The sequence below is a fragment of the Pseudomonas akapageensis genome (assembly GCF_011355085.1).
GTDB lineage: Bacteria > Pseudomonadota > Gammaproteobacteria > Pseudomonadales > Pseudomonadaceae > Aquipseudomonas > Aquipseudomonas akapageensis.
This window is the reverse complement of record NZ_VXCP01000040.1, coordinates 69,293-75,428: the sequence shown is the minus strand read 5'-3', so window position 1 is coordinate 75,428 and position 6,136 is coordinate 69,293. Positions and strand designations below refer to the sequence as shown.

4 protein-coding genes are annotated in these 6,136 nt (G+C 59.4%); all 4 read right to left on the bottom strand.

What is annotated here, in order from left to right; genetic code table 11:
* Positions 1–386: 386 nt before the first annotated feature.
* Positions 387–1,709, bottom strand: coding sequence for a DUF1329 domain-containing protein (locus tag F2S13_RS23470; protein WP_166365337.1), 1,323 nt, complete (start codon positions 1,707–1,709; stop codon positions 387–389).
* A 119-nt stretch (positions 1,710–1,828) separates the two neighbouring features.
* Positions 1,829–2,728: a toll/interleukin-1 receptor domain-containing protein gene (locus tag F2S13_RS23465; protein WP_166365335.1), complete on the bottom strand. Its 900-nt coding sequence runs from the start codon at positions 2,726–2,728 to the stop codon at positions 1,829–1,831.
* A gap of 364 nt (positions 2,729–3,092) precedes the next feature.
* Complete coding sequence (locus F2S13_RS23460; RefSeq protein ID WP_166365333.1) at positions 3,093–4,349, bottom strand: aromatic amino acid transport family protein; 1,257 nt, start codon at positions 4,347–4,349, stop codon at positions 3,093–3,095.
* An 881-nt stretch (positions 4,350–5,230) separates the two neighbouring features.
* Entirely contained in the window at positions 5,231–6,106 is an 876-nt protein-coding gene (locus tag F2S13_RS23455; RefSeq protein ID WP_166365331.1) for an SDR family oxidoreductase, read from the bottom strand.
* Positions 6,107–6,136: the final 30 nt, after the last annotated feature.

Here is a 6,136-nt window from a genome sequence, read left to right as displayed (position 1 = left end):
AGGGGGGGGGGGGGGGGGGGGGGGGGGGGGGGGGGGGGGGGGGGGGGGGGGGGGGGGGGGGGGGGGGGGGGGGGGGGGGGGGGGGGGGGGGGGGGGGGGGGGGGGGGGGGGGGGGGGGGGGGGGGGGGGGGGGGGGGGGGGGGGGGGGGGGGGGGGGGGGGGGGGGGGGGGGGGGGGGGGGGGGGGGGGGGGGGTGCTGCGGTCATGTTCTTCCCCTGTGATTAGGTTCGCATGCGAAGTATATAAATGGTTTGCACGCGAAGTAAACAGGCAAAAAATGGCATTCACCCCAGCAAGTTGATAAGTCTGTTCAGATAACCATCGCACTAAAGACGTCCAAGGACGTCTTTTTTTGTGCCTGTAATACAGAGCTCGGCCTGGTGTACTCAGCGAATGTTGGCACCCGCCATGGACTCCGGCGACCACTGTGCCGTCGACAGCGGCTCAATGTACTTGATACCGCCGTGGGGGCCGACCACACCGTTGATGTTGTAGGTGCCCAGCGCCAGATCGTAGGTCATGAAGGGCGTGGCATCCGGCACCAGTTTGTCGTAGCTCTGGCTGAGGAAAGCAAAGGAGCCACGGTAGAGCTGGCCGCTGGCGTTGTACTGGTCGGAGGCCAGGGCGGCCCAGCTGTCTTCATCCAGATAGAAGCGGCGCTTCTGGTAGATGTGCTTTGCGCCAGGCTTGAGGTTGCCCTCCACGACCCAGACGCGGTGTTTTTCCCAGCGCACGTAATCGGGTGCCAGGTGGTTGGGGGTCGTCAGCGACTTGGGGTCCTGGACGTAGGTCAGCTTGTAGGTGTTATAGGGCACGATCATTTCCTGCTTGCCCACCAGCGTCCAGTTGTAGAGTTCCAGTGCGCGGGCGGTACCCGGGTTGGGCGTGTCATAGGCCAAAACCGAGATCAATTTGACGCGGCGCTGACCCGGCAGGTACTGCCAGCCGCGCCCCGGCTGTTGCAGCGGGTTGACCGCGTTTTTCAGCATGATCGATTCGCCGGCCCGGCGCGCAGGGCCAGTGTAGGACAGCTTCATCTGATAGTAGGTGTCGGTGTTGCTGATCGGCTTGGTCATGTTTTCGTACATCGGAAAGGAGATAAACGCCTCGCCGGTGACTGCCAGACTCGGGACACCGGCGGCGTCGACGCTCCAGGAATCGTACTTGGACGTGATGCTGACGCCCTGGTAGCGCAGCAGGAAATTCCACATTGCCTCGACACCGGATTGCGGGATCGGAAACGGCACGCCAGGCATGGCGTTGTCGATGGCCCGGCCGCCGTTCAACGATTTGGCGGCGGTCGCATTGCGGCGACTGTTGTTCAGTACCGCCTGTGGCAATGCCGCGGTGCGGTGGGTCGGGTAGACGTCGATGCGAAAACTTGGGTAGCGTCGGGCCAAGGCGACTGTGGTGGCTGTGAGCATGCCTTGGTACTGGTCGACGTTCTTGCCATTGATCACCAGCAGCGGTTTTTCCCCGGCAAAGGGGTCGGGGCGCATGGTGTCGCCGGTCTTGAAGCCGGCCGGCGCGGTGGTCAGGCCGCCGCTATAGGCTGGAATCGAGCCATCGGCATTACCAGCCTTTTCTGCACCCACGAAGGTCAGGCTCGAACCCAACGAAGCTGCTGTCTCACTCGATACCGATGCATGAGCATTAATGGCCGGAGCCATAAAGAGGGAAGCTGTCAGGAGGCTTTTCGCGAATTTCATTTTGTATGCCCAGAAGCTTTTATTGACCTGACATTAAATCCTCCTCGACGATTTGGTTTTTCATTTGACGTCACTCGTTTCGCTATTGATGACAACCCGAATCCCAAGTTAGTAAGGATTTATTTCTGCTTCGTTCCGCCATACGCCAATTCATTGTGCGGATTGAAGGTCAAGGCAGGCGGATTGCGATCCAGATCCACAATAAATGGGGAGTCGCCCTCGGCATTGAAAATCTTGTTGCCGATTCGGGTCAGCGTGACATCGACAGTACCGAACCTGTGATAGTCGGAGGTGACACGTACTGTGTATCGGTCCAGTTTGGTGATGGTCACGTCGATATCGCTGCGTGAACTGCCTTTGGAATCCGCGATCACATCGCCTGAATACGTACCAATGACAAGATCCGCAAGCCCGGTCACGGCGCTCACAGGCTTTGTATCTTCGGACGGCGAATTGATCTCGGAATTATTGTCCTGAGAAGCAGGCGGTGGCGTGATGGTTCGCGATGGGCTTATCAGGTAAACGCCCATTCCCACGGCGACGACCAGGGCAACGATCGCAGCCAATGCCCAACGAGGACTCCTCCGCTTGCGCTGCACTGGATAAGGCATCGCCTGTTGCAGCGGGGCGCCGCCAATCAGGGTGTTCACACCCTCGCACAGCGCCTGGAATCCACTGTGGGAAGAGTCGCCCTCCCAATCAACCAGATCGGCCGTTTGCTTGCGACGAAACTCCAGCGGCAACTTGAGACGCTCGATCATGGCGGGCACCAGTACGCCCCGTTCCATCGCCACTGCTGCCTCGTTCCTTACCCATTCGGACTCGATCGAACGTTGCGACCACAATACGATCACGCTCCTGGCGCTCTCCAGTTCATGCTCGATGACATGATCAAATGCCTGACCCGGAATGATCTTGCGGTCCCACCAGACAGACCAGCCAAACTCGCCGAGCGTACTCGCCAGCTGCGCGGCCCGCTCACGATCCTCACTGGCGTAGCTGATAAAGACATCGGCCATTGGTCACCCCATTCGTGGGCCATGCGCTTCTTGAGCTGTCACTTTCCCCCCCACATAAAGAAGCCCGCACTGGGCGGGCTCTGGGATGGAATGAATATAATTAAGTGTAGGCGGCCGGTGCTGGTCTCCGGCTTACAAGGTTTATCAGGCGTCTGACAAGAAGAATACATGTTCTTCTGCTTCACACGGCTAACGGGGCCTGAATCAATCTGCCGTGCACCCTAAGGAACGTGCCCCTCGTCTCCTTGCTATCCTTTTTGCGCATCAGTCTGCGTCTTCACCTACATTTATTACGTTAGCAAAACCGCAGCGTTACATTAGATCGTTTTCGTCTGCACCGATCAGCGCTGATAAGCACAGCTGCTTACCAACTGGCCGGGAGCCAGCCCAGTGCGCTGGAAATGGCATAAGCCATGCTGCACAGGTAAAGAATCACCACCGTGACCTGAATCGCCGGATGGGCAATCCAGCCGCATTGCCAGGCCGGGGTGAGGTCGCCGTGCTTGCGTGCCGAGCGCAACATCAGGATTGGCATGATCGACAGAATCACGCCACTGAACACACCGGCAAAGTACAGCGCGTTGACGAAGCCAACCATGCCGCTATAGGCCAGGATAAACGGCGGTACACAGACGACTGCCAGCACTAGCAGACGATTTTTCGGGTTGCTCTCGGAGCCCAGGCTCTGGAACTTGTCGAAGATGTTGGTCAGGAAACTGCCACCCAAACCCCAGTAAGACGTCATCATCGCACACAGGGCAAAGGTGTTGGCCGTGTAGAATGCCCACTGCCCCAAAGCCTGGCCCCAGGCCAGCGTCGCCACTTCGGACTGGTTTTCCAGGCCGTTCAGGGAGATGACTGACATTGGCACAATGGCCAGCAGGACGAAGGTGATGACCATCCCGGTAATGACCGCCACCGGCAGCCGCTTGGGTGAATGGCTGAAGCCACGCGCCATTTCGGGCACCACGTACTGCGCCGAGAAGCAGAACACGGCGATGTTGAACACCGGGATCATGTAGATCCAGCTGCCTTCGAGCAAGTTGGCGAAGTTGGTGTGCTCGTTTAGCAGAGTGGCCGCAACCAGCACCAACGTCATCGACACCATGCCGATGCTGATGAACTTCTCACCCTTGCCGATGGCCTTCAGGCCCAGGTAAAGCACCAGTGCCGCCGGGATGAAGAACAACAGACTGCCCAGTGCGGGGCTGATGCCGAAAAATTCGCTGAGGATCTTGCCACTGCCGCTCATGTAGGCAATCAGCGCGCCAATGCTGTTGACCGCCACCGACAGAAAAATCGCCCAGGCCCCGATCGAGCCGACATAACGCTGGGCCAGACCGCTCAACTGATGGTGGCTACGGGTGCGCAATGCCGTTTCGGAAACATAAAGCATGGAAATGGTGGTGAAAATGCCCGCCACGGCCAGCCATAGCAATAACGGCATGTAGCCGGCCTTGCGGCTGGCATAAGCCATCGACAGGACGCCAGCACCGATGTTGGTACCCACGATCATGGCGACAGCCTCGACGAATGTCAGCCGCTTGACCTCAAGGCCCGAAGAATGCGCCGTCTCGGCCGTGGATGTGCCAGCAACGGCAACATTGGGGGTCTCACTCATGGACACTTCTCGCTGTTTGTATTTATCTCAAGGTGCAGCTGTATGCGCGAGGCCCTCCCCGTTTCAATCAGGCAGCACCTCGAAAAAGCCCGGGCTAGAGCCTTCGGACTTTTGAGCGGCGCGCAAAATATCACACAGAGTGTTCAAAATAATATGCAAACTTTGTAAGCAGGCATTATTCCGTTACATCTTGCGACCCTTGATCCAGAGCCTCCGGCGCCTGTAGCTCTGTCAAGGGCGACCAATGTCTATTCCCCAGACTTCCTCGTTACCACGTTCGCTACACTGGCGCCCCGTAAAAAGCAAAAAGCCGCGCTGCCCTTTCGGGCGGCGCGGCTCGCTAAACTGGCGATAAGCTTCAATCAAATGTCGACGGTGCCGAAAGGTTTTTCGGTGGTGGTGAGTGAGGGAGTTAAAACAGGTGGATCGGAAACGATCTTGATCATGATGAAGCTCCTACGTTTGGAAGGAGCTACCGGCATCACTTGCAGATGATGGGGCGGTAGCCATGCGCGGGCCTGCAAGACCGGGACGTTAGGCACCCGGCAGACCCGAAGGTCTCCCACGCACAGCCACCATAAAAAACAGGCAAAAAAACGCGCCAGGTTTCATGGATGGTTCGTAGTGCGTCTAACGTTATCCGGGCTTGCAGACCCGGCCGCTGAGTATTCAGCGACTCGGGGGAGAGTATGGCGCGTTGGTAAGCGGGGCAATCCCGGAAACGGATGAGCGTTGCGTAGGATATTTCCTAGGAGATAAAAAAGCTAACAGCCCCTCGTTCCCACGCTCCGCGTGGGAATGCGGTGATTGACGCTCTGCGTCGCGACGCTGAGCGTCAGGGGAGGCATTCCCACGCGGAGCGTGGGAGCGAGACCGTTCAATCAACTGCCATAGACTTTCTGCGCTGGCACTGCGCGAGCAAGCAATTGCGCCACCGCATCACCAACCTCACTGACCGCCCAGCGTCCCTTGTTGTCCAGTTCCGGACCGCGGCGCCAGCCATCGGCAATGGACAGCTTGCCGCCCTCGACCTCGAACATCTGCCCGGTGACCGCGTGGGATGCCTCGGAACCCAGCCAGACCACCAGCGGCGCTACGTTTTCCGGGGCGAAGTAGTCAAAACCTTCTTCCGGCTTTTTCATCGTGTCGGCGAAGACCTGCTCGGTCATGCCGGTACGTGCGGCCGGGGCCAGGGCGTTGACGGTAACGCCATAACGGCCCAACTCGGCTGCCTGCACCAGCGTCAGGGACGCAATACCGCCCTTGGCCGCGGCATAGTTGGACTGGCCGATGGAACCCTGCAAGCCGGCGCCGGAGCTGGTATTGATAATGCGCGCACTCACCTTGGCCCCGCCCTTGACCTGCTCGCGCCAGTAACGCACGGCGTGGCTGGCGATGCAGAAATGGCCCTTGAGGTGCACGGCCATGACCGCGTCCCAGTCGGCTTCGGTGAGGCTGGCGAACATGCGGTCGCGGCAGATGCCAGCATTGTTGACCACCACGTTCAGGTCGCCAAAGGTCTCGATGGCCTGGCGTACGATCAGCGCGGCATCGTCGTAGCGGGTGATGTCGTTGCTGTTGGCAACTGCCACGCCGCCCTGCCCCTGGATTTCGGCGACCACGGCCAGTGCCGCTTCATTGTTGATGTCGTTGACCACGACCTTGGCGCCTTCGGCTGCGAAGGCCAGCGCATAGGCGCGGCCCAGACCGCCACCGGCGCCGGTAATGATCACTACGCGGTTTTCGCAGATCTGCATTGTCGCTCTCCCGTTACTGGTACTTTTGGC

Bases quoted from the DNA above. Each gene is read 5' to 3' on its own strand.
- F2S13_RS23460 (WP_166365333.1), bottom strand. From the start codon at position 4,349: ATGAGTGAGACCCCCAATGTTGCCGTTGCTGGCACATCCACGGCCGAG.
- F2S13_RS23470 (WP_166365337.1), bottom strand. From the start codon at position 1,709: ATGAAATTCGCGAAAAGCCTCCTGACAGCTTCCCTCTTTATGGCTCCG.
- F2S13_RS23455 (WP_166365331.1), bottom strand. From the start codon at position 6,106: ATGCAGATCTGCGAAAACCGCGTAGTGATCATTACCGGCGCCGGTGGC.
- F2S13_RS23465 (WP_166365335.1), bottom strand. From the start codon at position 2,728: ATGGCCGATGTCTTTATCAGCTACGCCAGTGAGGATCGTGAGCGGGCC.